Annotated in this window: 26 protein-coding genes and 1 tRNA gene; 4 read left to right on the top strand and 23 right to left on the bottom strand. The window is 73.1% G+C overall.

Going from position 1 to position 26539, the window contains the following annotated elements; genetic code table 11:
* Positions 1-17: 17 nt before the first annotated feature.
* The 17 genes from atpA to argS form a co-directional block, all read right to left on the bottom strand.
* Positions 18-1655, bottom strand: coding sequence for a F0F1 ATP synthase subunit alpha (gene atpA, locus FHR77_RS04215; RefSeq protein ID WP_167258953.1), 1638 nt, complete (start codon positions 1653-1655; stop codon positions 18-20).
* A gap of 59 nt (positions 1656-1714) precedes the next feature.
* Complete coding sequence (locus FHR77_RS04210; RefSeq protein WP_167258952.1) at positions 1715-2509, bottom strand: F0F1 ATP synthase subunit delta; 795 nt, start codon at positions 2507-2509, stop codon at positions 1715-1717.
* Between the two features lie 2 nt (positions 2510-2511).
* On the bottom strand, positions 2512-3069 hold the full coding sequence (locus FHR77_RS04205) for a F0F1 ATP synthase subunit B (RefSeq protein ID WP_056053950.1): 558 nt from the start codon (positions 3067-3069) through the stop codon (positions 2512-2514).
* A 20-nt stretch (positions 3070-3089) separates the two neighbouring features.
* Positions 3090-3323, bottom strand: a complete 234-nt coding sequence (gene atpE, locus FHR77_RS04200) for an ATP synthase F0 subunit C (RefSeq protein WP_043594505.1) — start codon at positions 3321-3323, stop codon at positions 3090-3092.
* 54 nt (positions 3324-3377) lie between these two features.
* The gene (atpB, locus tag FHR77_RS04195; RefSeq protein ID WP_167258951.1) at positions 3378-4184 is read right to left on the bottom strand and encodes a F0F1 ATP synthase subunit A; all 807 of its coding nucleotides are present in this window, start codon (positions 4182-4184) and stop codon (positions 3378-3380) included.
* Positions 4185-4416: 232 nt separating this feature from the next.
* Positions 4417-4845, bottom strand: coding sequence for a Cg1360 family ATP-synthase-associated protein (locus FHR77_RS04190; protein ID WP_056053945.1), 429 nt, complete (start codon positions 4843-4845; stop codon positions 4417-4419).
* Positions 4845-6116: an MraY family glycosyltransferase gene (locus tag FHR77_RS04185; protein WP_167258950.1), complete on the bottom strand. Its 1272-nt coding sequence runs from the start codon at positions 6114-6116 to the stop codon at positions 4845-4847. Before FHR77_RS04185 ends, FHR77_RS04190 begins: the two co-directional genes overlap by 1 nt.
* Positions 6113-6790, bottom strand: a complete 678-nt coding sequence (locus tag FHR77_RS04180) for an L-threonylcarbamoyladenylate synthase (protein WP_167258949.1) — start codon at positions 6788-6790, stop codon at positions 6113-6115. Before FHR77_RS04180 ends, FHR77_RS04185 begins: the two co-directional genes overlap by 4 nt.
* Positions 6791-6828: 38 nt before the next feature.
* Positions 6829-7707 (bottom strand): peptide chain release factor N(5)-glutamine methyltransferase, encoded by an 879-nt coding sequence (prmC, locus tag FHR77_RS15905; RefSeq protein WP_167259451.1) that lies wholly within the window; start codon positions 7705-7707, stop codon positions 6829-6831.
* A gap of 5 nt (positions 7708-7712) precedes the next feature.
* A complete protein-coding gene (gene prfA / locus FHR77_RS15900; RefSeq protein ID WP_056053933.1) occupies positions 7713-8795 on the bottom strand; it encodes a peptide chain release factor 1 in 1083 nt (360 codons plus the stop codon).
* 2 nt (positions 8796-8797) lie between these two features.
* Complete coding sequence (gene rho / locus FHR77_RS04165) at positions 8798-11080, bottom strand: transcription termination factor Rho (RefSeq protein ID WP_167258948.1); 2283 nt, start codon at positions 11078-11080, stop codon at positions 8798-8800.
* A 291-nt stretch (positions 11081-11371) separates the two neighbouring features.
* The gene (thrB, locus tag FHR77_RS04160) at positions 11372-12307 is read right to left on the bottom strand and encodes a homoserine kinase (RefSeq protein WP_167258947.1); all 936 of its coding nucleotides are present in this window, start codon (positions 12305-12307) and stop codon (positions 11372-11374) included.
* The gene (gene thrC / locus FHR77_RS04155) at positions 12304-13386 is read right to left on the bottom strand and encodes a threonine synthase (RefSeq protein ID WP_056053927.1); all 1083 of its coding nucleotides are present in this window, start codon (positions 13384-13386) and stop codon (positions 12304-12306) included. The genes thrB and thrC overlap by 4 nt, the downstream gene beginning before the upstream one ends.
* Positions 13386-14720: a homoserine dehydrogenase gene (locus tag FHR77_RS04150; protein ID WP_167258946.1), complete on the bottom strand. Its 1335-nt coding sequence runs from the start codon at positions 14718-14720 to the stop codon at positions 13386-13388. Before FHR77_RS04150 ends, thrC begins: the two co-directional genes overlap by 1 nt.
* A gap of 68 nt (positions 14721-14788) precedes the next feature.
* Positions 14789-16279: an alanine racemase gene (locus FHR77_RS04145; protein WP_167258945.1), complete on the bottom strand. Its 1491-nt coding sequence runs from the start codon at positions 16277-16279 to the stop codon at positions 14789-14791.
* A gap of 126 nt (positions 16280-16405) precedes the next feature.
* A complete protein-coding gene (locus FHR77_RS04140; RefSeq protein ID WP_167258944.1) occupies positions 16406-17179 on the bottom strand; it encodes an LmeA family phospholipid-binding protein in 774 nt (257 codons plus the stop codon).
* Positions 17180-17231: 52 nt separating this feature from the next.
* A complete protein-coding gene (argS, locus tag FHR77_RS04135) occupies positions 17232-18896 on the bottom strand; it encodes an arginine--tRNA ligase (protein ID WP_167258943.1) in 1665 nt (554 codons plus the stop codon).
* A gap of 104 nt (positions 18897-19000) precedes the next feature.
* On the opposite strand from argS, the gene FHR77_RS04130 reads away from it, so the two are divergent.
* Positions 19001-19651 (top strand): hypothetical protein, encoded by a 651-nt coding sequence (locus FHR77_RS04130; RefSeq protein ID WP_167258942.1) that lies wholly within the window; start codon positions 19001-19003, stop codon positions 19649-19651.
* A gap of 10 nt (positions 19652-19661) precedes the next feature.
* On the opposite strand, the gene FHR77_RS04125 is transcribed toward FHR77_RS04130, so the two are convergent.
* A complete protein-coding gene (locus FHR77_RS04125) occupies positions 19662-20435 on the bottom strand; it encodes a gamma-glutamyl-gamma-aminobutyrate hydrolase family protein (RefSeq protein WP_167258941.1) in 774 nt (257 codons plus the stop codon).
* A gap of 65 nt (positions 20436-20500) precedes the next feature.
* Positions 20501-21238, bottom strand: coding sequence for a pyridoxal 5'-phosphate synthase (locus FHR77_RS04120; RefSeq protein ID WP_167258940.1), 738 nt, complete (start codon positions 21236-21238; stop codon positions 20501-20503).
* A 98-nt stretch (positions 21239-21336) separates the two neighbouring features.
* Between FHR77_RS04120 and FHR77_RS04115 the strand changes: the two genes are divergently transcribed.
* Positions 21337-21408 (top strand) — tRNA-Arg (locus tag FHR77_RS04115).
* A 100-nt stretch (positions 21409-21508) separates the two neighbouring features.
* Here FHR77_RS04115 and FHR77_RS04110 read toward each other — a convergent pair.
* From FHR77_RS04110 to FHR77_RS04095, 4 genes are all read right to left on the bottom strand, one after another.
* Positions 21509-21925 carry a VOC family protein gene (locus FHR77_RS04110; RefSeq protein WP_167258939.1) on the bottom strand — a complete coding sequence of 139 codons (417 nt, stop codon included), beginning with the start codon at positions 21923-21925 and terminating at the stop codon, positions 21509-21511.
* A 77-nt stretch (positions 21926-22002) separates the two neighbouring features.
* Entirely contained in the window at positions 22003-22602 is a 600-nt protein-coding gene (locus FHR77_RS04105; protein WP_167258938.1) for a recombinase family protein, read from the bottom strand.
* A 33-nt stretch (positions 22603-22635) separates the two neighbouring features.
* Positions 22636-22815, bottom strand: coding sequence for a hypothetical protein (locus FHR77_RS04100; protein WP_056053897.1), 180 nt, complete (start codon positions 22813-22815; stop codon positions 22636-22638).
* Between the two features lie 219 nt (positions 22816-23034).
* Entirely contained in the window at positions 23035-23922 is an 888-nt protein-coding gene (locus FHR77_RS04095; RefSeq protein ID WP_341777216.1) for an EamA family transporter, read from the bottom strand.
* An 89-nt stretch (positions 23923-24011) separates the two neighbouring features.
* On the opposite strand from FHR77_RS04095, the gene FHR77_RS04090 reads away from it, so the two are divergent.
* Both FHR77_RS04090 and FHR77_RS04085 read left to right on the top strand, forming a co-directional pair.
* Positions 24012-24419: a hypothetical protein gene (locus tag FHR77_RS04090; protein WP_167258937.1), complete on the top strand. Its 408-nt coding sequence runs from the start codon at positions 24012-24014 to the stop codon at positions 24417-24419.
* 135 nt (positions 24420-24554) lie between these two features.
* Positions 24555-26498, top strand: coding sequence for a TPM domain-containing protein (locus FHR77_RS04085; protein WP_167258936.1), 1944 nt, complete (start codon positions 24555-24557; stop codon positions 26496-26498).
* Positions 26499-26539: the final 41 nt, after the last annotated feature.

The raw sequence follows: 26539 nt of genomic DNA, 5'->3' as shown, positions 1-26539 counted from the left end.
ATCGTCGGTCGAACGCGTCAGCGCTTGGCCTTGACGATCTTCTCCTGGTTGACGTCGTCGGCGTCGGTGGCGGTGAACTCCTCGCGGCCGACGGAGGCCAGCGGCTTGCCCTCGCCCGTCTGGAACTCCTGCTTGAACGCGTCGATCGACGAGTCGAGCGTCGACACGATGTCGTCGGACAGGACGTTCTTCTCCCGCAGGTCGGACAGCACCGACGTGTTGCGAGCCAGGTAGTCGAGCAGCTCGCGCTCGAAGCGCAGGATGTCGGGCACGGGCACCTCGTCGAGCTTGCCGTTCGTGCCGGCCCAGATCGCGACGACCTGGTCCTCGACCGGGTACGGCGAGTACTGCGGCTGCTTGAGGAGCTCCGTGAGGCGGGCACCACGAGCGAGCTGACGGCGGCTCGCAGCGTCCAGGTCGGAGGCGAACATCGCGAAGGCCTCGAGTGAGCGGTACTGCGCCAGCTCGAGCTTGAGCGTGCCGGAGACCTTCTTGATCGACTTGACCTGAGCGTCACCGCCGACTCGCGACACCGAGATGCCGACGTCGACCGCAGGTCGCTGGTTGGCGTTGAACAGGTCGGACTGGAGGAAGATCTGACCGTCGGTGATCGAGATCACGTTCGTCGGGATGTACGCCGAGACGTCGTTGGCCTTCGTCTCGATGATCGGGAGACCCGTCATCGAGCCGGCACCCAGCTCGTCGGACAGCTTCGCACAGCGCTCGAGCAGACGCGAGTGCAGGTAGAAGACGTCACCGGGGTAGGCCTCGCGGCCCGGCGGGCGACGCAGGAGGAGCGAGACGGCGCGGTAGGCCTCGGCCTGCTTCGACAGGTCGTCGAAGATGATGAGGACGTGCTTGCCGCCGTACATCCAGTGCTGACCGATGGCCGAGCCGGTGTAGGGCGCCAGGTACTTGAAGCCCGCCGGGTCGGAGGCGGGAGCGGCGACGATGGTCGTGTACTCCATGGCTCCGGCCTCCTCGAGCGCACCCTTGACGGAGGCGATCGTCGAGCCCTTCTGGCCGATGGCGACGTAGATGCAGCGGACCTGCTTCGAGGTGTCGCCGGACTCCCAGTTGGCCTTCTGGTTGATGATCGTGTCGATCGCGATGGCCGTCTTGCCGGTCTGGCGGTCGCCGATGATGAGCTGACGCTGGCCGCGGCCGACGGGGATCATGGCGTCGATGGCCTTGATGCCGGTCTGCATGGGCTCGTGCACCGACTTGCGCTGCATGACGCCGGGCGCCTGCAGCTCGAGGGCACGACGCCCCTCGGTCGCGATCTCGCCGAGGCCGTCGATCGGGGCCCCGAGCGGGTCGACGACGCGACCCAGGTAGCCGTCGCCGACGGGGACGGAGAGGACCTCACCCGTGCGGGTGACCTCCATGCCCTCGACGATGCCCGAGAACTCGCCGAGCACGATGGCGCCGATCTCGTCCTCGTCGAGGTTCTGCGCGAGGCCCTGCGTGCCGTCCGCGAAGCGGATGAGCTCGTTGGCCATCACGCCGGGCAGGCCCTGCACGTGGGCGATGCCGTCAGCGGCGTCGGTGACGTAGCCGACCTCCGTGGTCGAGGCCTTCGACGGGTCGTACGACGAGACGAAGTCCTTCAGCGCGTCGCGAATCTCATCGGGGCTGATCTTGATGTCTGCCATTGTGATTCCTATTCGTAGCGAGGCTTCGGGAGGCCTCGAGTCTGTGTGTGGGAGCGTGCCTAGCCGGCGAGCTGGAGGCGGAGCAGGCTGAGCTTGGTGGCGACGGTCCCGTCGATGACCTCGTCACCGATCTGCACGCGCAGGCCGCCGATGACGGCGGGGTCGATGACCTGGTTGATGCGGAGGTCGCGGCCGAACTGCTGCGAGAGGCCCCGTTCGAGCCGTTCTGCGTGGGCGGCGTCGAGCGGCTTCGCCGTCGTCACCGTGGCGACGAGCTGACCGGACTGGTCGGCGACGATGTCGGCGGCCGTGCGGACGAGCTCGCCGATGCGCCGGCCGCGGGGCTGGCGGACGAGGTGGCTCACGATCGCCAGGGTCTGCGCGCTCGCCTTGCCCTCGAGGAGGCGGCGGACGAGGCCCGCCTTGGCCTCGGGGTCGCTCAGCTTCGTGCCGATGGCCAGCTCTAGGCGAGCGTCGGACGACACCGCGGCGTCGAACGCGAAGAGCTCGTTCTCGATGCTGCTGTCGGACGGGGAGCTCGACGCGATCACGCGGAACCCGAGCTCCTCCACGCCGGCGAGCAGGTCGTCGGGAGACGACCAGCGGCTGGCGACCACGGAGAGCAGCAGAGCCCGGGCGGGCTCCGAGAAGGAACCGAAGAGGCGGTCGACGAGCTGCTTCTTGACGACGGCGTCGACGGCCGGGTCGGCGAAGTAGGCCTGCAGCTGCACAGACCCTCCGATGACCCGACCGGCGTCGAGCAGCTGCTCGCCCGTGGCCAGGTCGGCCGTGTCGCCGAGGTCGGTCAGGACCGCCCGCGCCGAGCTGAGGGCCTCTCTGGTCATGGAACCCATCGTCAGTTGCCCGCCTTCGCGTTCTGGTCGGCCTCGAGGTCGGCCAGGAAGCGGTCGACGACGGCCGACGCGCGAGCGTCGTCGTTCAGCGACTCACCGATGACGCCCGACGCGAGGTCGATCGCCAGCGAGCCCACCTCGGCACGGAGCGAGGCGACTGCCGCCGCGCGCTCGGCCTCGATCTGGACGTGGGCGTTCGCGGTGACGCGGTCGGCCTCGGCCTGAGCCTGCTGCTTGAGGTCGGCGAGGATCTCGGCTCCCTCGGCGCGTGCGGCCTCGCGGATGCGCGCAGCCTCGGCGCGAGCGTCAGCGAGCTGCTTCTTGTACTCGCCGAGCGCCTGCGCGGCCTCGGCCTGGGCGGCCTCGGCGTGCTTGATGCCGCCCTCGATGCGCTCAGCGCGCTCGTCGAGGATCTTGCGGAACCGCGGGATGGCGAAGATCCCGAAGAACGCCGCGATGACCACGAAGACGACGGCAGACCACAGGACGTCGTAAACAGCGGGGAAGAAGACGGCGGCCCCTTCGGGTGCCCCTTCTGCCGCGAGGATCGTCTCGATCATCGGTGTGTCGTCCTAACTGATCAGGAGAAGATGAAGCCGGCGGCGAGGCCGATGAAGCCCAGCAGCTCGGTGAACGCGATGCCCAGGAACATGGTGACCTGGAGACGGCCGGCGAGCTCGGGCTGGCGAGCCATGGCCTCGACGGTCTTGCCCGCGACGATGCCGATACCGATGCCGGGGCCGATCGCAGCGAGGCCGTAGCCGACGGTCGCGATGTTGCCGTTGATCTCAGCGAGGATCGTGGTGGTGTCCACTGTGTGTTTCCTTCCGGTTGGGCGAGCTCCGTCGGGCGACGGAGCTCGTCGTACTTAGTGTTCTTTCGACGCGGCCTGTTGGATGTAGACCGAGGCGAGGAGTGTGAAGACGTAGGCCTGCAGCACGGCGACGGCCATCTCGACGATGGTCATCACGAAGCCGCCGACGAGGGTCAGGGCGCCGAAGGCGATGAACCCGCCGCTCATGCTGAAGAAGAAGAAGTGCGTCGCCGCGAAGCAGAGCACGAGCAGGAGGTGGCCGACCATCATGTTCAGCAGCAGTCGCAGCGCCAGCGAGATGGGCCGGACGATGAAGATGTTGATGAACTCGATGGGCGTCAGGAGGATGTACATCGGCCACGGGACCCCGGGCGGGAAGAGCGCGTTCCGGAAGAACGTGCCCGTGCCGGCCTCACGGATGCCGGCGTAGATGAACATCACGTACGCCACGACGGCCAGCATGAGCGGCATCGCGACCACGGAGGTGCCCGCGATGTTGAGACCGGGCACGATGCCCGTGATGTTCATGGCGAAGATGCCGAAGAACATCGCCGCCAGCAGCGGGAGGTACTTCCGACCCAGCTTCTCGCCGAGGATCTCCTCGACGATCTGGATGCGGACGAAGTCGAGGCCCAGCTCGGCGATGCTCTGCCCGCGGGACGGGATGAGCCGGCCCTTGCGCAGGGCCAGCCAGAACAGCAGCAACATGACGGCGATCGCGAAGAGGCGGACCAACATGATGCGGTTCAGCTCGAAGGGCGTGCCTTCGAAGAAGATGGCGGAAGGGAAGAACTCGTCAAGAGTCGGGGCGTGGAATCCCCCGTCTCCGTGGCCGGCGTCGGCAGCGGAGAGCAGGTTCACAGCGTTCGCTATCAGCGCTATCTCCTGTGTCGGGGCGAGCACCCTGAAGTGTCGCGACGATTGGTGGGGTTGTCATCCGAACCCGCAGAGATTCGCGGCCGGGGAACGGAGATCACCCTATCAAGGTAACCCTCAGGACAGCGAATCGGCGGGGGTTCTTTCGCGCTGTGCACGCTTGCGCGTGCGGCTCGGGCGCGCGGGACGGCCCGGGACGGCCGACGGCGGCGTCGGACTAGCGGTCGACGGGCGCCTCGGGCAGGGTGACGTCGCTCACGTGGGGCAGCCGCCCCCGGACGACGACGAGGGCGTCGATGACCAGCGTGCCGACGATCGACACGACGAGGGCCAGGAAGAGCACGACGTCGTCGACGAACGGCTGGTCACGGACGAGCACGAGCAGGACGACGAACACGACGATCTTGAGCAGCCACGCACCCATGACGATCCCGAAGAAGGCAGCCAGGCGGAAGCGGATGGCGATGAGCATGCTCCCCGCCGTGATGCCCGCGAAGACGATCGCCAGGGCAACCCCGACGAGGGCGCTCCAGAGCCCGTCCGAGCCGGCCGTGAGCCAGCCGACCCCTCCGCCGACGACGGCGATCGCGAGGGCCAGGAGGCCGGTGTACGTCAGGATCTTGGTGAAGATCGATCGGGCGTTCATCAGTGGTCCTTCGAGGGTGGTGGCGACGGGACGGCGGCCGGGTCGGCCGCGTCGAGGTGGTCGAGGCCCCCGGCGGCCTGGTCGAGCGGGTCGAAGCGGTCCGACCGGGACGTCGCGAGATCGCCCGGGCGGGCGGACTGGACGGCCACCTCGACCTTCTTGCGGCGGCTCAGCGGGGCGAGGGTGAGGGCGGCACAGACGACGAGCCCGACGACCAGGAACCCGACGACCAGCGAGGTCGGCTTGACGAAGAGGAACATCAGGCAGCCGACCGAGACGACCAGCGTCCAGGCGTAGAAGATCAGGACGGCGTGGAAGTGCGAGTGGCCCATGTCGAGCAGGCGGTGGTGCAGGTGCTTGCGGTCGGCGGTGAAGGGCGACTTGCCGGCGCTGACCCGGCGGAGCACCGCGAGGCCGAAGTCGAGCAGCGGCACGATGAGCACCGCGAACGGCAGCAGGATCGGGATGAAGGCGGGCAGCAGCGCGGTGCGGGAGATGGTCGCCGGGTCGATCTGCCCCGTCACCGAGATGGCGCTCGTCGCCATGAGCAGCCCGGTCAGCAGAGCGCCGGCGTCGCCCATGAAGAGTCGCGCGGGGTGCCAGTTCAACGGCAGGAAGCCGAGGCAGGCCCCGGTCAGGACCGCCGTCAGGAGGGCGGAGAGGTTGAAGTACTCGGTCTGGCCGATGGTCAGCGAGATCGCGAAGCTGTAGGCGAAGAAGACGACGTTGGCGATGATCGTCACGCCCGCGACCAGACCGTCGAGGCCGTCGATGAAGTTGACCGCGTTCATCACGAGGACGACCGCGAGGATCGTCAGGATGAGCGACATGAAGGGCGAGCCCACGGCCAGGCTGCTGCCGATCGGGAGCGAGAGGAGCTGGACGCCCTGCCAGGCGAGGACTCCCGCGGCGATGATCTGCCCGGCGAGCTTGGTCATCCAGTCGAGGTCGTAGAGATCGTCGACCACGCCGATGACCACGATGATCGTGGCTGCCCCGATGATCGCGAGCGGGGGCCCCGGGTCGGCGAAGACGAGACGGAAGTAGTCGACCCCGGAGATCAGGGGGAAGACGAACCACGCGGCGAGGAGCGCCACGACGACGCCCGCCCACATCGCGATGCCGCCGAGGCGGGGGGTCGGGGTGCGGTGGACGTCACGGTCGCGGATCGCCGGGTAGAGCTTGAAGCGCAGGCCGAGCCGCCAGACGACGATCGAGAGGACGAAGCTGACCCCCGCCGCGATCGCGAAGGCCAGCAGGTAGTACCTCACGCGACGGCGGCGTCGCCCACGACGCGTCTGATCTCGGAGTCGGGCAGGACGCCGTGTCGCACGATGCGCAGGACGCCGTCGGCCGCACCGGTCGCGTCGACGATCGTCGAGCCGGTGTTCGCTCCCGGACGGCGTTCGTAGCCCTCCCCCACCGGCCCGGCGTCGAGGTAGACGGCGACCCGGTCGGCCAGCATGGCGCGGGCCTCGTCGACGGTCGCGGCGGCGGGCTGGCCGGTCAGGTTCGCGCTCGAGACCGCCAGGGGGCCGGTCTCCTCCAGCAGCTCGAGGGCCATGGGGTGGCTCGGCATGCGCAGGGCGACGGTGCCCCGGGTCTCGCCGAGGTCCCAGCTCAGCGAGGGCTGGGCCCGGAAGATGACGGTCAACGGCCCGGGCCAGAACTCGTCGAGCAGGGGCCGCACCAGGTCGGGAACCGACTCGGTCAGCGCGGCGAGGGTGTCGAGCCCCTTCACCAGGACGGGCGGAGGCGACTGCCGGCCCCTGCCCTTGGCGTCGAGGAGCGCCTGCACGGCGGAGGCGTCGAAGGCGTCGGCCGCGAGCCCGTACACGGTGTCGGTGGGCATGACCACGAGCTCGCCGCGGCCGATCGCGCCGCGGGCGGCGCGCATGCCGGTGAGCAGCTCGGTGGCGACGGAGAGGTCGTAGGAGGAGGTCATGACGAGACGATGATAGTGCGGCCGACCTGGTGGCCGGGTCAGCGCACCGCCGTCGTGGACCGGTCGCGGCCGGTGAGGTCGGGCTGGGTCTCGGGGCTCCGCCAGCCGTCGGCAGCGAGGATCCCGCGGATCGCCGCGCCCTGCTGCTCCCCGTGCTCGATGACGAGGGCGCCCCCCGGGTGAAGGAGGCGACGGGCCGTCAGCGAGAGCGCCCGGACCAGGACGAGACCGTCCTCTCCGCCGTAGAGCGCCGTGCTCGGGTCGTGCAGCCGGACCTCGGGGTCGCGCGGGACCATGCCGAGCGGGATGTACGGCGGGTTGCTCACGACGACGGAGACCCGGCCGTCCAGCTCGGGCAGCGCGTCGGCCATGTCGCCGACGACGAGGGTGACGTTCGACGCGCCGACCGACTCGATGTTGCGCCGCGTCCACGCCGCGGCGTCCGGCGAGATCTCGACCGCCCAGACGCGGCTGTGCGGCACCTCGGTCGCCAGGGCCAACGCGAGCGCACCGCTGCCGGTGCCGAGGTCGACGGCCAGGGGCTCCGCCGAGGGCGCCGCGCGCAGCGCGTCGACGGCGAGCTGGGCGACACCCTCCGTCTCGGGTCGGGGCACGAAGACGCCCGGGCCGACCTGCAGGGCCAGCGACCGGAACCAGGCCGTGCCGGTGATGTGCTGCAGGGGCTCGCGGGAGGCGCGGCGCGACACGAGCGCGACCAGCGACTCCACCTGCTCCGGGGTCACGGACGACCGGGTGACGGCCCGCGCGAGGAGGACGCCGCGCTCGACCCCGGTCACGTGCGCGAGGAGGAGCTCGGCGTCGACCGACGGGGTCGGGACGCCGGCCGACGACAGCACGGCCGTCGCCGCCGCGAGGGCGGCGTCGACCGTGCCGACGCCGGAGAAGGCGTCGGCCACGGCGCTCACGACGCGGTGTCGCCGATCTCGGCGAGCCGCGCCTCTTCGTCGGCCTGGATGCACGACTCGACGACGGGCTCGAGGGCGCCGTCCATCACGGCGTCTAGGTTGTACGCCTTGTAGCCGGTGCGGTGGTCGGCGATGCGGTTCTCCGGGAAGTTGTACGTCCGGATGCGCTCCGAGCGGTCCATGCCGCGGATCTGGCTCTTGCGGGCGTCGGAGGCGATGGCCGCCTGCTCCTCCTGCTGGCGGGCCAGGATGCGGGCACGGAGCACGCGCATGCCCGCCTCGCGGTTCTGCAGCTGGCTCTTCTCGTTCTGCATCGCGACCACGATGCCCGTGGGCAGGTGGGTGATGCGCACGGCGGAGTCGGTCGTGTTGACCGACTGGCCGCCGGGGCCGCTCGAGCGGTAGACGTCGATCTTGAGGTCGTTCTGGTTGATGTCGACCTCCTCCGGCTCGTCGACCTCGGGGAAGACGAGGACGCCCGTCGTCGACGTGTGGATGCGCCCCTGCGACTCGGTGGCCGGCACGCGCTGCACGCGGTGCACGCCGCCCTCGTACTTGAGGTGCGCCCAGACGCCCTGCGCGGGGTCGCTGGCGTTCGACTTGATCGCGACCTGCACGTTCTTGTAGCCGCCGAGGTCGGAGTCGTCGCTGGCGATCATCTCGCTCTTCCAGCCCTTCGACTCCGCGTAGTGCAGGTACATGCGCAGGAGGTCGGCGGCGAACAGGGCGCTCTCCGCGCCTCCTTCACCGCCCTTGATCTCCATGATCACGTCGCGGCCGTCGTCGGGGTCGCGCGGGATGAGGAGTCGCCGGAGCTTCTCCTGGGCCTCGTCGAGGCCCTGCTCGAGGGCGGGGACCTCCGCCGCGAAGGCGTCGTCCTCCTTCGCGAGCTCGCGCGCGGCCTCGAGGTCGTCCTGCACCTGCTGCCACGCCGAGTGGGCAGCCACGATGCGGCTGAGCTCAGCGTAGCGGCGGTTGATCTTCTTCGCCCGAGCCGCGTCGGCGTGCACGGCAGGGTCGCTGAGCTGCGTCTGCAGGTCGTCGTGCTCCGCCAGCAGCACCGACACCGACTCGAACACCGTCAGTGCTCCTTGTGGGACGAGTCGTGGCCGTTCGCGGGCACCGACTTCTGGACCTGCACCAGGAACTCGACGTTCGAGCTGGTCTCGCGGAGGTTGCCGAGGACGATCTCGAGGGCCTTCTGCGGGTCGAGGCCGGCCAGGGCGCGACGGAGGCGCCACGTGATCTTGACCTCCTCGGGGCTGAGCAGCATCTCTTCGCGACGGGTGCCCGAGGCGTTGACGTCGACGGCCGGGAAGATGCGCTTGTCGGCGAGGTGGCGCGACAGACGGAGCTCCATGTTGCCGGTGCCCTTGAACTCCTCGAAGATCACCTCGTCCATCTTCGAGCCGGTCTCGACGAGGGCGGTCGCCAGGATGGTCAGCGAGCCGCCGTTCTCGATGTTGCGCGCCGCGCCGAAGAAGCGCTTCGGCGGGTACAGCGCCGACGAGTCGACGCCGCCGGAGAGCACGCGGCCCGAGGCGGGGGCCGACAGGTTGTAGGCGCGGCCCAGACGGGTGATCGAGTCGAGCAGCACGACCACGTCGTGGCCCAGCTCGACCAGGCGCTTCGCACGCTCGATGGCGAGCTCGGCGACCGTGGTGTGGTCCTCCGCGGGGCGGTCGAAGGTCGAGGCGATGACCTCGCCCTTGACCGTGCGCTGCATGTCGGTGACCTCCTCGGGGCGCTCGTCGACGAGCACGACCATGAGGTGGGCCTCGGGGTTGTTCACCGCGATCGCGTTCGCGATGGCCTGGAGCACGAGCGTCTTGCCGGCCTTCGGGGGCGAGACGATGAGGCCGCGCTGGCCCTTGCCGATCGGCGAGACGAGGTCGATGATGCGCGTCGACAGCTTCTGGGGCTCGGTCTCGAGGCGCAGACGCTCCTGCGGGTAGAGGGGCGTCAGGGCGCTGAACTCGACGCGCTTGGCGGCCTCCTCGACGGGCTGGCCGTTGACCGAGTCGATCTTGACGATCGCGTTGTACTTCTGACGGCCCTGGCCCTGGTCGCCGTCACGGGGCTGACGGATGGCGCCGACGACCGCGTCGCCCTTGCGCAGGTGGTACTTCTTCACCTGGCCGAGCGAGACGTAGACGTCGCTCGCCCCGGGGAGGTACCCGGTCGTGCGGACGAAGGCGTAGTTCTCGAGCACGTCGAGGATGCCCGCGACGGGGATGAGGACGTCGTCGTCGGAGATCTCGGGCTCGAACTCGTCGTTCTGGACGCTGCGGCCGCGCTTGCGGTCGCGCTGACGGCCGCGGCCCTGACGGCCGGCCTCGTCGGACTGCTGACCGGCCTGCGAGCCCGACTGCTGCTCGCCGCGCGCGGCGTCGTTCTTCTCGCCGGCGGCGCGCTGCTGCTCGGCCTCCTTCGCGGACTGCTCCTGCGCGGAGGCCTGGCCCTGCTGGCCGTTCTGCGCCTGCTGGCCGTTCTGGCCCTGCTGGCCGTTCTGGCCCTGCTGGCCGTTCTGCGCCTGCTGGCCGTTCTGGCCGTTCTGGCCGTTCTGGCCGTTCTTGCGGTTGCGGTTGCGGCTCCGACGACCGCCGCCCTGCTGGCCCTGGCCGTCCTGGCCGTCCTGGTCGCCGGTGCCCTGGTCGTTCGAGCCCTGGTCGGCGGAGCCGGCCTCGGCGTCGCTCGCCTCGGGGGCCGACTGCGGCGCGACGGCGTCGCCCTGCGTGGACGGCACCTCCGCGGCGGGGGCCTCGGCGGCCGCGGCGGCGACCGTGGCGTCGGAGGCACGGCGCGAGCCACGGCGGCTGCGCGACGGACGCTCGGCGGCGACGGGCGCCTCCTCGGCGGGGGCCTCGACGACCGACGACGGGGCGGCGGCCTCGGCGACGGGCGACGCGACCGGCGCGTCGACCTCAGCCACGGCGGCGGGCGCCTCGTCGGCGACCGGCGCGACGCCGGTCTCACCGGCGTTGACGTGCTCGACGGCGGTGCGCTGCTCGGGGGCGCCGGCGGCGGCGGTGACGCGGCGCGAGGGGCGACGCGTGCGGGGCGCCGCAGCGGTCTCGGCCGGGGCGCTCTCGGCCGGGGCCGTCTCGGCCGGGGCGGCGTCGGTGACGTCGAGGGTCGGCTGCACGGCGACGGGCGCCTCGACGACGACGTCGTCGGCCGGGGCGACCACGGAGGCGTCGCCGGTCGCCTGGACGGCGGCGATGGCCGCGACCAGGTCGCCCTTGCGGAGCTTGGAGAGGCCGCTGATGCCGAGCGACGAGGCGAGGGCCTGAAGCTGCGGGAGGCGCATGGCGCTCAGTTCGGCGGTGGTCTGGGTGGTGGCGCTGTTGTCTGCGTCTGACACTGGTGGGTTCCTTCCGCTCCCCCGCGAGAGCCGCGAGGATGAGCTGGTCACACCTCGCAGCCTCTGGCCTGCCGTGCGGGCGGGCCCTGCGGCCGCACGCTCAGGGCGCGGCACGCACTGCGCGGGATGCGCAGGAAGCTCTCGGAGGTGCGGCACGCGATCGCCAGAGAGCGACCGAGCGCTGCTAGATGTGCACTACGGGATGTGCGACCGGGAATGCCGGGATGACGTGGGACCCCACACGTGTGCCGCCCGGTGACCGGGAGGACGATGCCAGATGCCCAGGAGATCTCAGTTTTCTACCGGGTGCGCGTTCACTGTAGCACCTCGCAGGTCGACGGCGAGCATCAACGGACGCCACGCGGACAGGGCGTTCTCGGCCACGAGCTGAGCCGCCAGGAGGCGCTGCGCCGGGTCGCTGCCGAGCACGAGCAACGAGGGCCCCGCCCCCGACACGACGGCCGCGAGCCCCGCCTGGCGCAGCACCCTGATGAGCATGTCGGTCTCGGGCATCGCGCTCGCGCGGTAGCTCTGGTGCAGGCGGTCCTCCGTCGCCGCGAGCAGCAGCTCGGGGCTCTGGATGAGCGCCGCCACGAGCAGGGCCGACCGCGAGACGTTGAACGTGGCGTCCTCGTGGGGCACGGACGCCGGCTGGAGGCTGCGCGCCAGCGAGGTCGACAAGGTCGTCTCGGGCACGAAGACGACCGGCGAGACGCCCCGGTGCACGAGGAGCCTCTTGTGCGAGGGCCCGGCCGAGGTGGTCCACGCGATCGTCAGGCCGCCGAACAGGGCCGGCGCGACGTTGTCGGGGTGCCCCTCGAGCTCCGTCGCCACCGCCAGCAGCTGGTCGGGCGTGAAGTCGACGCGCCCCTCGAGGAGGCCCTTCGCCGCCATGACGCCGGAGACGATGGCCGCGGCGGAGGAGCCGAGGCCCCGCCCGTGCGGGATCGCGTTGCGCGCGTCGAGCCGGAGGCCCGGCAACGGCACCCCCGCAGCACGGTAGGTGGCCGCGATCGAGCGCACCACGAGGTTGCTCTCGTCGGTGGGCACCTCGCCGGCGCCGACCCCGTCGACGTGCACCGCGACTCCGTCGCCCCGGGTCTCGGAGACCACGAGCCTGTCGTAGTGCGACAGCGCGAGGCCCAGGGTGTCGAAGCCGGGCCCCAGGTTGGCCGAGGTGGCCGGGACCTTGACGAGGACCGACCTCACGGCCGGGCCGGTGGTCATGCAGAGGCCGGGACGAGCCCGAGCACCTCGGCGACGCGCGCGGTGTCGCTCGCGACCACCGTCGGCTGCACGTCGGTGCCGTCGGCCTTGCGGAGGGCCCACTGCGGGTCCTTCAGGCCGTGGCCCGTCACCGTCAGCACGACCGTCGCGCCGGCGGGCACGACGCCCGCGTCGGCGCGCTCGAGCAGGCCGGCGACGCTGATCGCGGAGGCCGGCTCGACGAAGACGCCGACCTCGGCCGACAGGATCTTCTGCGCGGCGAGGATGGCCTCGTCGGTGATGGCGCCGAACCAGCCGTCGGTGAGGTCGCGGGCCTCGAGGGCCAGCTGCCACGACGCGGGGTTGCCGATGCGGATGGCACTGGCGATGGTCTCGGGCTGGCGCACGACCTCGCCGGCGACGATGGGGGCGGAGCCCGCCGCCTGGAAGCCGAACATGCGGGGCAGGCGCGTGGCACGGCCGGCCTCGAGGTCTTCGCGGTAGCCACGGGTGTAGGCCGTGTAGTTGCCGGCGTTGCCGACCGGGATGAAGTGGAAGTCGGGGGCGTCGCCCAGCACGTCGACGACCTCGAAGGCCGCCGTCTTCTGGCCCTCGATGCGGTCGTTGTTGACCGAGTTGACGAGGTGCACCGGGTAGTTCGCGGCGAGGTCGCGCGCGATGTCGAGGCAGTCGTCGAAGTTGCCCTGGATCTGCAGCAGCTGCCCGTCGTGCGCGACGGCCTGGCTGAGCTTGCCCATCGCGATCTTGCCCTCGGGCACGAGCACGGCGGCGGTGATGCCGGCGTGCGCCGCGTAGGCGGCGGCCGAGGCGGAGGTGTTGCCGGTGGAGGCGCAGATGACGGCCTTCGCGCCGTGCTCGACGGCCTTCGAGATGGCCATCGTCATGCCGCGGTCCTTGAAGGAGCCCGTGGGGTTCATGCCCTCGTACTTGACGTAGACCTTCGCCCCGGTGCGGGCCGAGAGGGCCGGCGCCGGGATGAGGGGCGTGCCGCCCTCGCCGAGGGTGACGACGGGCGTCGCCTCGGTGACGTCGAGACGGTCGGCGTACTCGCGCAGGACACCCTGCCACTGGTGGGCCATCAGGCTCCTTCGACTCTCAGGACGCTCGTGACGGAGTTCACGACCGGGGTGGTGCGGAGGGCCTCGACCGTGGCGGCGAGGGCGGACTCGCGGGCACGGTGCGTGCCGATGATCAGGGTAGCGGTCGCCAGGGCCTCGACGTCGCCGTGTGACGCGAGGGGCGGGACGCCGCCCGTCTGCTCGACGCTGTGCACGCTGACGCCGTGGTCGCTGAGCACGCCGGCCACCTCGGCGAGCACGCCGGGCTGGTCGGCGACGTCGAGCGTCACCTGGTAGCGCGTGACCACGTCGCCGATGGGCAGCACGCGGAGGTCGGCGTGGGTGGACTCGGCGAGCCCGGGCCCGCCGATCACGTGCCTCCGGGCGGCGGAGACGAGGTCGCCGAGCACGGCCGAGGCCGTCTCCACTCCCCCGGCGCCCGCGCCGTAGAACATGAGGTCGCCCGCGGCCTCGGCCTCGACGAACACGGCGTTCTTCGCGCCGTGGACCGTGGCGAGGGGGTGCTCGAGCGGCACCAGGGCCGGGTACACCCGGGCGCTGACGCCCTCGACGCCGTCGGCGTCGAGCAGCCGCTCGCAGATCGCGAGGATCTTGACGACGTAGCCGGCCTTGCGGGCCGCGACCACCTGCTCGTGGGTCACCTCGGTGATGCCCTCGCGGTGCACGGCGTTGAGCGGCACGGTCGTGTGGAACGCGAGGCTCGCGAGGATGGCGGCCTTCTGCGCGGCGTCGTAGCCGCCGATGTCGGCGGTCGGGTCGGCCTCCGCGTAGCCCAGCTCGGTCGCCGTGGCGAGGGCGGCCTCGAGGGTGTCGCCGTCGGTGTCCATCCGGTCGAGGATGAAGTTGGTCGTGCCGTTGACGATCCCCATGATGCGCACGATGCGGTCACCGGCCAGGCTGTCGCGCAGCGGACGGATGATCGGGATGGCGCCGGCCACCGCCGCCTCGTAGTAGAGCTGGGCGCCCACCTGCTCGGCCGCCTCGAACAGCTCGGGGCCGTGGCTCGCCAGCAGCGCCTTGTTGCCGGTCACCACGTCGGCACCGGAGTTCAGCGCCGCCAGGACGTACTGACGGGCCGGCTCGAGCCCCCCCATGAGCTCGACGACGATGTCGGCCCCGAGGATGAGCGACTCGACGTCGGTGGTGAGCAGCTCGCGGGGCAGGTCGACGTCGCGGGGCGCGTCGACGTCACGCACGCCGATGCCGACGAGCTCGATGCCCGCGCCGGCACGCCCGGCCAGCTCGTCGGCCTGCTCGAGCAGCAGCCGGGCCACCTGCGAGCCGACCGAGCCGGCGCCGATCAGGGCGACCCGCACGTTGCGGTATTCGATCATGGTGTTCCGTTCTGTGGGGGTGCTGCGGCGACCGGGGGCGGGCGGGGCCGACGAGGGAGGGGCGTTCGTCACGAGGAGGCGCGGGCCGGCTGGTCGAGTCCCGCGTCGCGCGACAGCAGGTCGGCCTCCGACTCGCCGCGCACGATGACGCGGGAGGCGCCGTCGAGCACCGCCACGACGGCCGGCCGGCCGACGTGGTTGTAGTTGCTCGAGAGGCTGTGGCAGTAGGCGCCCGTGGCGGGCACCGCCAGGAGGTCGCCCCGAGCGACGTCGGCGGGCAGCCAGTCGGCCAGCACGACGACGTCGCCGCTCTCGCAGTGCTTGCCGGCGACGCGCACGAGCACGGGAGGAGCCGAGGAGGCGCGCCCCGCGAGGGCGACGGAGTAGTCAGCCGCGTAGAGGGCCGTCCGCGCGTTGTCGCTCATGCCCCCGTCGACGCTGACGTACCGGCGGACCGCGCTGGCCGCGGGCCGGCCGAGCGCCACGGCCTCGTCGGCGGCCGCCGCGAGGTCGGACTCGGTCGCCACGGCGTCGACGTCGACCTCGTCGACGGCCACCGTGACGTCCTTGATCGTGCCCGTCGTGTAGAGGGTGGTGCCGCCGGGGCCGACGATCGTCCGGCCCGGCTCCACGGCCACGACCGGGACGGGGATGCCCCGCTCGGTGCACTCGGCCCGGACGATGTCGGCGAGGGCCGCCGCGAGCTCGTCGATCGAGCGGGCGTCGTCGGCGCTCGTGTAGGCGATGCCGAAGCCGCCGCCGAGGTTGAGCTCGGGGACGTCGCCGTCGGCGAGGAGGCCCGCGTGGACGGCGAGCAGGCGCCGTGCGGCCTCCGCGAAGCCGTCGGAGCCGAAGATCTGCGAGCCGATGTGGGAGTGCAGCCCGAGGAAGCGCAGCGACGGGCGGGCGCGCACGGCGGCCACGACGGCGGCGGTCTCGCTCAGCGGCACCCCGAACTTCTGGTCCTCCCGCGCCGTGGCGAGGTACTCGTGGGTGCTCGCGTGCACGCCGGAGTTGACCCGGAGGCGCACGGCCTGGACCACGCCGTGGCGCGCGGCGACCTCGGCGACCCGGTCGACCTCCTCCGCGCTGTCGATGACGACCGCGCCGATGCCCGCCGCGACCGTGCGGTCGAGCTCGGCGTCGGACTTGTTGTTGCCGTGGAAGCCCATGCGGGCGGGCTCCACGCCGGCGGCCCGGGCGACGGCGAACTCCCCCGCCGTGCAGATGTCGACGGCCATGCCGGCCTCGGAGACCCAGCGGGCCACCTCGGCCGAGAGGAAGGCCTTGGCGGCGTAGTAGACCTTCACGGTCGTCCCGACCCGGGCGAACTCGCGGCGGAAGGCCTCGACGGTCTGGGCGGCCCGGCTGCGGACGTCGGCCTCGTCGAGCACGTAGAGCGGGGTGCCGTACGTCTCGGCGAGCTCGGTCACGCCCACGCCGCCGAGCACGATCTCGCCGTCGTCGGAGCGCTGGGCCGTGCGCGACCACACGCGCGCGTCGAGCTCGGCGAGGTCGTCGGGCTCGCGGAGCCAGGCGGGGGCGAGGGGGTTCGACACGGGGCCTCTCCAGGGTCGGCGGGACGGGGGTCGCCGCGCGCGCGACGTGGTCGCGCCCGTGACGTCAGAGAGCCTACCGACAGGCGGCGACGAGCCGGGCCACGTGACGTCGGCCGCGGCCCCCCGCTACGAGCAGGTGCCCTTCTCGGCCAGGGCCGAGCTCGTCAGGGGCAGCCCGGGCGAGCTGAGGTCGACCGTGACCTCGCCCGAGCGCACGTCGAGGGCCGTGGCGGTGACCGACGCCGGCAGCTGCTCGGCGAGGCAGACCGAGGTCGCGAAGTCGCCGAGGAAGGGGGTCAGGTCGATCTGCAGCGACGTGTCGGGCAGGGAGGCGGTGGTCGGGGCGAACGAGACGGAGCGGCCGTCGTCGCTGAGGCTGGGCACCGCGGTGACGGCGACGGGCACGTCGCCGATGATCGGCACCGAGAACGACCGAGAGTAGGTGACCGCGTCGTCGCCCAGCGCCAGCGACGCGCCCTGCTGGCGGAGAGCCTCGAGGCCGTCGACCGTGGCCTGGTCGGCCGTGATCGTGCCCGTGACGGGACCGGAGTCGCCCTCGAGCGAGGTGGGCACGTCGGCGACGTCGACGTGGACCACGACGGGGTCGCCCTCCACCCCGGAGGTCAGCGTGACGTCGTCGAGCGAGCCGTGCGCGATCTGCCAGAGCACCGAGGTGCCGTGCACCTCCACCTCGACGTCGTCGAGGCCCGTGGACGTCTGGACCTCGGCCGCGGCACGGCTCTCGACGACCGAGCGGACGACGACGTCGGCGATCACGGCGAGGACGGCCAGGCCCACGAGCACGCCGACGAGGATGAAGAGCCCGGCTCCCGCGCTGCGGAGCCGCCGACGCTCGACCGGACGGGCCTCGAAGAAGTCGCTGTCGCTCTCGTCGCTCATCCCGACATCTTCTCAGGGCTGCCGTCCGGAGTCGCGCCCCGCGCCGGTCAGGTCACATGCGGTCGGGCGCGGAGACGCCCAGGAGGCCCAACCCGTTGCGGACGACCTGGCCCGCGGCGTCGTTCAGCCACAGTCGCGTGCGGTGCAGGTCGGTGACCTCTTCGTCGCCCAGGGGCGTGACACGGCAGCTGTCGTACCAGCGGTGGTAGGTGCCGGCCAGCTCCTCGATGTAGCGCGCCACCCGGTGCGGCTCGCGCAGCTCGGCCGCCTGCGTGACGACACGGGGCAGCTCGGCGAGCACGCCGAGGAGGGCGCTCTCGGTGGGGTGCGACAGCAGCGACGCGTCGAAGGCGTCGCGGGTGACCCCCGCGGCCTCGGCGTTGCGCGCCACGGAACGGGTGCGGGCGTGGGCGTACTGCACGTAGAAGACCGGGTTGTCGTTCGTGCGTCGGGTCAGCAGGTCGAGGTCGATGTCGATCGAGCTGTTCACCGGGCTGCGGACGAGCGAGTAGCGCCCCGCGTCGACGCCGACCGCGTCGACGAGGTCCTCCATCGTGACGACGGTGCCGTTCCGCTTCGACATGCGGAAGGGCTCGCCGTCCTTGAGCAGGTTGACCATCTGGCCGATGAGGATCTCGAGGTTGACGCCCGGCTCGTCGCCGAAGGCCGCGCACATCGCCATCATGCGGCCGACGTAGCCGTGGTGGTCGGCGCCCAGCATGATCAGGTTGCGCTCGAAGCCCCGCTCGCGCTTGTCGAGGTAGTAGGCGAGGTCGCCGGCGATGTAGGCCGCCTCGCCGTCGCTCTTGACGACGACGCGGTCGCGGTCGTCGCCGAACTCCGTCGTGCGCAGCCAGGTCGCGCCCTCGGCCTCGTAGATGTGCCCGAGCTCGGTGAGGCGCGCGACGGCACGCTCGACGGCCTTCGACTCGTGCAGCGAGTTCTCGTGGAAGAAGACGTCGAAGTCGACGCCGAAGTCGTGGAGCGACGACTTGATGTCGCGGAACATGAAGTCGACGCCCGCGGCGCGGAACACCTCCTGCGCCTCGTCGCGCGGCAGTGCCCGGAGGTCGCCGTCGTGCGCCGCGACCACCCGGTCGGCGATGTCGGTGATGTACTCGCCGCCGTAGCCGTCCTCCGGGGTGGGCTCGCCGAACGAGCGGGCGACGAGGCTGCGGGCGAAGCGGTCGATCTGCCCGCCGTGGTCGTTGAAGTAGTACTCGCGGGTGACGAGGGCGCCCTGCGCCTGGAAGACGCGGGCGAGGCTGTCGCCCACGGCGGCCCAGCGGACGCCGCCCAGGTGGATGGGGCCGGTGGGGTTGGCCGACACGAACTCGAGGTCGATGGTGACCCCGGCGTAGTAGTCGCCGCGGCCGAACGCCTCGCCCTGCTCGACGATCGTGCGGGCCAGCTGGCCGGCCGCGGCCGCGTCGAGCCGCACGTTGATGAAGCCCGGGCCCGCGACGTCGACGTCGGCGACGCCGTCGACCTCGGCGAGCTCGCCCGCCAGCTCGGTGGCGAGCTCCCGGGGCGGGACGCCGACCCGCTTCGCGAACTTCATGGCGACGTTGGAGGTCCAGTCGCCGTGGTCGCGGTTCTTCGGGCGCTCGAGGACGACGTCGGCGGGGGTCACGGTGACGTCGTCGCCGACCCCTCGGCGCTCGAGGACGCCCTGGACGACGGCGAGCAGGGAGGAGGAGAGTTCGGCGGGGGTCACGAGAGACGATCGTACCGGCTGCCGGGCGCCCGCCGACCCGGGCCGCGGGCCGTCGCGGGGCCCCCTCCGAGCCGAGCACGGGCGACGTCGGGGAGGATGGGGGCATGTCGTCCCGCCGCCCCCGAACCTCGGCCCGCGTCCCTCCCCTGTTCGTCGCGGCCTCCGCCCTGGCCCTCGGCGCCGCCGCCCTGACCGGGTGCACGACGTCGGCCCCGGGCGGCGGGCCGTCCTCGTCGTCCGCCGCGGCCGCCCCGTCGCCGACGGCGTCCGGCGCCACGGCCACCGCCGATCCCGGCTACACGCCGCCGCCGCTCGTGAGCAGCCCGCTCGCCCTCGACTGCGCCGCCCTGCTCGACCCGGCCGCGGGCGTGCTGCCCACGCTGTGGCCCGGCCTCGCCGCGGCCGACGCCCCCGACGCCGACGCTCTCGACGACGCCCTCGCCCAGGTGGCGGAGGCCGACGGGACGGTCTGCGACTGGGTCGACGCCGCCGGCGACCACGTGACGGTGGGCGTCGCCGCGTACGACGAGGCCAGCCTCACCGCGATCGCGAACGACCTCGTCGCCTCGAGCAACTCCGTGCCGAGCTACGGGGTGGAGGGCTACTTCAGCCTGCACGGCGGCACGGGCGTCGCCCGCGCCCTGCCCACCGGTCGCCTCGTCGTGGCCGAGTCGACGACCTTCGCCGAGCCCGGGTCGGCCGAGCCGGTGATGAGCCAGGTCCTCGCCGCCGTCGGCGAGGGCGGGGCGGGCTAGGCGGCGCGCGCTAGGCGGCGCGGCGCGCTGACGCCGCGCGGGCGGCGAGCTGCCCGAGCAGGAGCGGCAGCTGCCACGCCTCGGCGCCGCGGTCCTCCGGGTGCCACTGCACCCCGGTGACCGGCGCGGTGACGTGCTCGACCGCCTCCACCTCGCCGTCGCGCGACCACGCGGCGACGCGCAGGCCCTCGCCGAGGAGGCCGACGGCCTGGTGGTGGGCGCTCCGGACCAGCGCGCTCGACCGGACCAGCGCCTCCCGCAGGCGCGTGCCGGCGACGAGGTCGACCTCGTGGTCGGTCATGAGCTGCTCGACGGAGCCCGTGCCGCGGTGCAGGCCGGCCTCGTCGTCGAGGTGCTGCACGAGGGTGCCGCCGAGCGCGACGTTGATCACCTGGTGGCCGCGGCAGATGCCGAGCAGGGGCGTGCCGAGCCGCACCGCGCGGCGGACGACGGCGAGCTGTGCGGCGTCGGCGACCTCGAGGTGACGCCCCTCGCCGGGGTAGCCGGCCGGGGCGCCGTAGTGGTGCGGGGCGAGGTCCTCTCCCCCGACGACGACCACCGCGTCGGCGTCGCGCGTGGCGGCCAGGAGGGCGTCGACGCCGAGGTCGTCGGCGGCCAGGCGCTCGGCCGACCAGCCCGCCCGACGCGCCTCGGCGACGACGCGCTCGTTCAGGGTCTGCACGTAGGCGTGGTACTCCGGCGCGTGCGGCCGACGGCGGGTGACCTCGACGACGGCCAGGCGCGCGCCGGGGCGGGCTCCGGGGGCTCGCGTCTCGATCGGCATGCACCCATGGTCGTCACCGTCGCCGCCTCGCGCCACCCGTGTGTCGCGGCGTTACGACCCGGGGCTCAGGGCCAGAGGGAGGCGCGGCGCCAGCCGTCGCCGACGCGGTCGTACCGCAGGCGCACCTGGTCACGGCCCGTCGTGCCCTGCCAGAACTCGACCGAGACGGGCGCCACGCGGTACGCCGTCCAGTCGTCGGGCACGAGGTCCGGCTCGTCGTCGAGTCGACGACGGGCCTCGTCGAGGGCCGCGTCGGCCTGCTCGGCGCCGGGGATCTCGGTGCTCTGCGGCATCGCGATCGCGACGGCGCGCGAGTCGGGGTGCCGCGCCCGGAAGTCGTCCTCGCTGACGTCGCGCGGCCCCGAGAGGGCGTCGCCGAGCACGCGGACCTGTCGCCCGAGGTCGCTCCAGGAGAGGGTCAGCGCGACGCGGGGGTCGTCGGCGATCTGGCGGCCCTTGGGGCTGAGCGACGAGGTGGTGAACCAGAAGGCGTCGTCGACCTCCTTGAGCAGGAGGGTGCGCGCCGTCGGCCCCGAGGCGGTCGAGGCGGTCGACAGGGTCATCGCGTGCGGCTGCGCGACCCCGGCCTCCACCGCGTCGTCGAGCCAGGTGAGGAAGAGCGCGATCGGCTCCGGGGGTGCTTGCTCAGGGTCGAGGGGCGACACGTCGATCTCGGGCCGGCGAGCGCCGCGCACCCGGTCGCGGAGCGAGCGTCGGCCGCCCTGCCCGGCGTCGTCGCCGCCGCCGGAGTCGGGAGAAGAGGGAACGTGGGAGGCGCGGGCCGCGTCGTCGTCGTGGGTCACCGCCCCAGAGTGCACCCGCCCGCTGCGCCGCGGCCCAGGCGGGGCCGGCGCGTGTCCGTCGGCGACCCTGCGGGCTGCTAGCCTTGTCGTCGACCCTGGCCCCCATAGCTCAGGGGATAGAGCACTGCCCTCCGGAGGCAGGGGCGAAGGTTCGAATCCTTCTGGGGGCACCGAATCCCTCTGGTGCAGCGAGTCCTCGCGGAGACACCGAGCACCGCGTTCTCGATCGGTCGATCGTGACGACGGGCCGTCCGCCCGGTCCACACCGCGTCACGACGACGTGGGGACGTCTCCGTCCGCGTCCGTCGTCATCCAGAACGGCGACCAGTGGTAGCCGTCGGGGTCGTCGAACTGCCGCTGGTACATGAACGGGTACTCGTCGGTGTCGCCGACGCGTCCGCCCGCGGCCGCGGCGCGCGCGACGAGGTCGTCGACCGCCTCGCGGCTCCCGAGGTCGAACGACACCGTCACCGGCGAGGGCGTCCCGGGTGCCCCGACCAGCTCCTCCGTCGCACCGACTGCCGTGTACTGCTCGCGGCTGACGAGCATGACGTGCTGGTCGCCGGTGACCACGAAGCACGATCCGCCGGGGCCGGACATCTCCCGCCGCAGGGCCCAGCCGAGGGCGGAGTAGAAGGCCGTCGCGCGCTCGACGCTCTCGACCGGGCAGGTGATGAAGAGGCTCATGCCGGGGAGGCTGGACCCGGATGCCCCTTCGTGTCAAGGGACGGTCGAGTCGGAGGCAGACCGGACGGTGCTCCGGGTCAGCGGCTCGGGTCCCGGCGGGCCGGCGCCCGGGGGTCGTCCTGAGACCTGTCCGCCTCCGCGAGGCCCTCCCGGAGCGTGCGCAGCGGCACGTCGAGGTGACGGGCCACGTCGACGAGGCTCGCCTCGTCGCGGAGCATGTCGCGGGCGATCTGGAGCCGCCGTCGGCTGAGGGCGGGCGCGCCCCGGCGCTTGTAGTGCGCCTCCTGACGTCTCCGCTCGGCGGCCCGGGCCGGCTCGTCGGCGATCGTCGACTCGTACGACGCGAGCGCCCCCGCGGCGCGGAAGAAGAACCGGCCCCAGGCGCCGAGCTCGTCGATGTCGTCGTCGATCGAGCGGAAGGCCACGCCCCGGTCGTCGAGCGAGGCGATCAGCGCGACCACCTCGGCCAGGGTGCCGCCGAGCCGGTCGAGGCGTGAGACGACCAAGACGTCGCCCTCCCGGAGGGAGGACAACGCCTTCTGCAGTTCGGGGCGACGAGCCCGGGGGCCGGTGGCCTCGTCGACGTAGACGCGTTCGCACGCCGCACCGGCCAGCGCATCGCACTGGTGGCTGCCGACCTCGTCGTCGGAGTCGCGCCGGTACCCGATCACGGCCACGTCAGGGCCTCCCCCGCGGAGCTCACCAGCCGATCAGCTGTACGTCAACGCGATGACGGCCACGTCGAGGGTGCGGTACGCGCCCTCCTGACGGGTCGCCTGGCGGCTCCGGCCCCGCAGGACCTCGAAGCGGCCAGAGGACTCGTGGACGAACCCGATGACGCCCGCGGTGGGCGTGGAGACGCGGTGGAAACCGTCTCCGAGGTCGATCACCTCGGCCCGTGACGTGCGTTCCAGAACAGCTCCCATGATGTCCTCCCGGCCTCAGGAACCCCGCCGACGGGGGTTCGCCTGCCGAGCGTACCCCGCGCTCGGGGTACAACACCGGCGAGACGGCTGCCGTCCACCTGCCGCTTACCTGTGAGTGCCGGGTCGGTGACGACGCCGGGTCCGCTCCGCGGGGGACACGAGCGCACCCGAACGGCGCATGTCTCAGACCGGCGGCGCCTCCACCACGTCGCGGGAGGGCCTCCCCCGCCCCGCGGTGGCCGTCACCCCGACGCTGGCCGCCGTGACGAGGGCCAGCGCCACGAGCTCGCGGGCGCCGAGGGCCTGGCGCAGCACCACGAGCCCGGCGAGGGCGGCGACGGCCGGGCCGAGGCTCGACAGCACCCCGAAGACCCGCGTGGGCAGGCGTCGCAGCGCGACCACCTCGAGCGAGTACGGCAGCGCCGAGGTCAGCAGCGCCACGAGCAGGAAGACCGCGAGGAGTCGCGGGTCGGCCACCACGGCCCGCGTCGCGTCGACAGCGCCCACGGGCACCACCACCGCGGCCGCGACGACCATCGAGACGGCCAGCCCGCCCATCGCGTCGTCGGAGCGGCCGAGGTTCGCGTTGGCCACGATGTAGCCGGCCCAGAAGGCCCCGGCGCCGAGGGCGAGCAGCACGCCGACCAGGGGCGTCGCGCCTGACGAGTCGAGCCCGAGCACGACCACGCCGACGAGGGCGAGCAGCGCCCAGGCGGCGTCGAGCCAACGCCGGGTCTGGGCGAGCGCGACTGCGAGCGGCCCGAGGAACTCCAGGGTGACGGCGACGCCGAGGGGCACGACGTCGATGGCGAGGTAGATGAGCGAGTTCATGCCGGCGAGGGCGAGCCCGAGCAGCACGACGCCGAGCCAGGTGCGCCGCGACCAGCGACGCACGCGGGGGCGGAAGACGACGACGAGGATGAGCGCGCCGAGGGCGAGGCGGAGGGCGGCGGCGCCCGTGGGGCCGAGCGCCTCGAAGTGCGTGCGGGCGAGGGCCGCACCGAACTGGACGGAGACGATGGCCGCGACGGCCAGGAGCGGTGACGGGACGCGGTCGAGGGGGCGGCTCACGCGGCGAGTCTAGGGGCGCGGCCGCACCGGCCCGGGCGTGCCGCGACCGGCTGCGCCTCGGCCCGGCCGGCCGCCGGTAGCATCGCAGGGTGTCCGACGCCCTCACCGTGATCTCCCCCGTCGTGGAGCTCTTCGGCTGGTTCGGCTTCGTCGTCGGCGTGCCCTTCCTCCTCCTGGGCGCGCACGCCCGGCACCGCGCCGCCCGCTACGAGGAGACGGTCGCCGTCGTCATCCCGCCGCCGGCCTGGGCCCGCGCCGCCGTGGCCCGGTGGATGGACGCCTCCGGCGAGCTGCACGAGACCCAGTTCGGCGACCACCCCCTCGAGACCCCGGTCGAGACCGAGATCACCGTCCACTACGACCCCGACCGGCCGTCCCGGCCGCGCACCGACGCGCCCCACGACGACGGCCGGGCCCTGCGTGCGGTGGGGCGCGTGCTGGCCGGCGTCGGCGCCGCCTGCGCCGTCGCCTCCGTCGCGCTCCTCTTCGTCGAGTAGCCCGTCGCCGCCGACCGCTCGACCCGGGGGCGGCCGGGCCCCCGCCGACCCGGCGTCGATAGACTCCGCGGAACGACCGAGGGGAGCAGTGTGCGCGTCAGTGAACGAAGCCGTCGGGGGGCAGGTGTCGGGGCCGTGCTGGCCGCGGCCGCCGTGGTGCTGGGGTCGGCCGTGGCCGGCGTCGGCGCCGACCGGGCCCACGCCGAGCCGCCCGTCTCGCTGTCGGGGGCGTACGTGCTCGACCAGGCCGACGTGCTGTCGGCCGCCGACGAGCAGCGGGTCGAGGAGAGCCTCGACGCCCTCTCCGCCGACTCCGGCGTCGACCTCTTCGTCGTCTACGTCGACTCCTTCTCCTCTCCTGCCGACCGCGCCGCGTGGGGCAGCGCCACGGCCTCGCTCAACCAGCTCGGCCCCGACGACGTCCTGCTCTCGGTCGCGGTGGGCGACCGGGTCTACGACCTCTCCACCGACTCCACCGGCCCGGTCTCCGACGCCGAGCGCGAGCGGCTGCAGTCCGACGTCGTCGAGCCCCGCCTCCGCGACGACGACTGGGCGGGCGCCGCGGTCGCCCTCGCGGACGGCATCCGTGACGTCCAGGCGGGCCCCGACATGTCGTGGCTGCTCGGCGTCGTGCTCGTGGTCGTCGTGCTCGCGATCGTCGTGGGCGTCGCGGTCGTCGTGCTGCGCACCCGCCGTCGCCGGAAGGCGGAGGACGCCGTGGCGGCCCGCCAGGCCGAGCTCGAGCGGGAGGCCGCCGGCATGCTCGTGACCCTCGACGACGAGATCACCGCCGGCCAGCAGGAGGTCGGGTTCGCCGCGGCCCAGTTCGGCGACGACGCCGCCAGGCCCTTCGTCGAGGCCCTCCGTCAGGCCCGAGACCAGGCCCGCGAGGCCTTCGAGCTGCAGCAGAGGCTCGACGACGCCGTGCCCGACTCCGCCGAGCAGCGCCGCGAGTGGACCGAGCGCATCGTCGAGCTCTGCCGAGCAGCGGACGCCGCCCTGGAGGAGCAGTCGCGGGCCTTCGACGAGCGCCGTGCCGCCGAGGAGCGGGTGCCCGCCGACGTGGCCGCCCTGCCCGCCGAGCTGGAGTCGCGCGTCGCCCGGGTCGCCAAGGCCCGCGAGGTGCTCGCCCGGCTCGCGACCGCGTACTCGCCCCGGGCGGTCGCCGGCGTCGCCGAGAACGCCGACCAGGCCGACCGGCTCGTCGAGTTCGCGCGCGAGACGACCGACGCGGCCCGCGACGACCTCGCGGCCTCCCGTCACGGCGAGGCCGTCGCCGGGGTCCGTGCCGTCCGCCAGGCGTTCGGGCAGGTCGACCAGCTGCTCTCCTCCGTCGACCACGCGGGCGAACAGCTGCGCACCGCCGCCACCACCATCGCCGCCCTCGCCGCCGACCTGCGGACGGACGTCGCGACGGCCGAGGCGCTGCCCCCGGGGAGCGCCCCGGACGGCGTGGACGTCGCCGGTTCGGTGGCCGCCGCGCGCGCCGCCGTCGCCCTCGCCGGCACGACCACCGACGACCCCCTGGCGGTGCTCGCCGACCTGGGGGCCGCGAACGCCCGCATCGACGCCGTCCTCGCGGCGGTCCGCGAGCAGGGCGAGAAGGACCGCCGGGCTCAGGCGGCCCTCGACCAGGCGCTGCGCACGGCCCGCGACCAGATCAGCTCCGCCCGTGACTTCATCCAGACCCGGCGCGGCGGCATCGGCACCCGCCCACGCACCCGGCTCTCCGAGGCCGAGCGGCACCTCGCCGCCGCGGTCTCCCTCGCCGTCCGCGACCGCGACGCGGCCCTGGTGGAGGCGCACGACGCGGCGCAGCTCGCCGCGGCGGCCGCCAGCGAGGCCGCGGCCGAGGTGCAGCAGTACCAGCAGGTCGGCTTCGGCGGCGGCTACGGCGGTCGGGGCCGGGGCGGCGCCGACCTCGGCGGCATCGTCACGGGCCTCGTCATCGGCGGCCTCCTCAACGGCGGGGGCGGCGGCTTCGGCGGCGGAGGCGGCTTCGGCGGAGGCGGTGGCTTCGGCGGCGGCGGAGGCGGCGGAGGCGGCGGAGGCCGCAGCTCCGGGGGCGGCCGGTTCTGACCGGCGCGCGCCTCCCGCACCCGCCGACCCGCGACTCCCCC

The sequence above is a fragment of the Frigoribacterium endophyticum genome, from assembly GCF_011759585.1.
GTDB classification, from domain to species: domain Bacteria; phylum Actinomycetota; class Actinomycetes; order Actinomycetales; family Microbacteriaceae; genus Frigoribacterium; species Frigoribacterium endophyticum.
This window is presented reverse-complemented; position numbering and strand designations above follow the sequence as displayed.